At 69.3% G+C, this 687-nt stretch carries 1 protein-coding gene; it reads left to right on the top strand.

The genetic code is table 11. The annotated features are described in order from the left end of the window. Positions 1-687 (top strand): beta-ketoacyl reductase (locus O5O46_RS35045; protein ID WP_269859732.1); only part of this gene is annotated, 687 nt, incomplete at both ends.

The following is a 687-nucleotide window of genomic DNA, read 5'->3' as shown; positions in this document are numbered from 1 at the left end:
GGGTTGGTGTTGAGGATCAGGTTGCGGTGCGTTCGGCGGGGGTGTTCGGGCGTCGGCTTGTTCGTGCCCCGCAGGACGGTGCCGAGGGTGGCTCGTGGGTGCCGAGTGGCACGGTGTTGGTCACTGGTGGTACGGGTGCGTTGGGTGCTGAGGTGGCCCGTTGGCTGGTGCGTCATGGCGCCGGGCGTGTGCTGCTGACCAGTCGGCGGGGTATGGACGCCCCGGGTGCTGTCGAGCTCCAGGCGGAGTTGGCTGCTACTGGTGTCGAGGTGGTGATCGCGGCCTGTGATGTGGCGGATCGCGACGCGCTGGCGGAGCTGCTGGCCGCCATTCCGGCCGAGCAACCGCTGACCGGCGTCATCCATGCCGCGGGTGTGTTGGACGACGGTGTGCTGGACGCACTTACGCCTGAGCGTTTCGAGAAGGTGTGGCAGGCGAAGGCGGCCTCCGCGCTCAACCTGCACGAGCTGACCCGCGAGCTCGACCTGTCCGCGTTCGTACTGTTCTCATCGGTGAGCGGTGTCTGGGGCACCGCTGGCCAGTCCAACTACGCCGCCGCCAACGCCTACTTGGACGCGCTGGCCGAACAGCGGCGCGCCGAGGGCCTGACCGGAACCTCGGTGGCCTGGGGACCGTGGGCCGACGGCGGTATGGCGGCCGACGAGGAGCTGGAGCGTCGGATGCGGT

Source organism: Streptomyces sp. RPT161 (assembly GCF_027533845.1).
Lineage (GTDB): Bacteria > Actinomycetota > Actinomycetes > Streptomycetales > Streptomycetaceae > Streptantibioticus_A > Streptantibioticus_A silvisoli_A.
The sequence above is the reverse complement of the archived record's forward strand: the minus strand, read 5'-3'. Positions and strand labels throughout refer to the sequence as shown.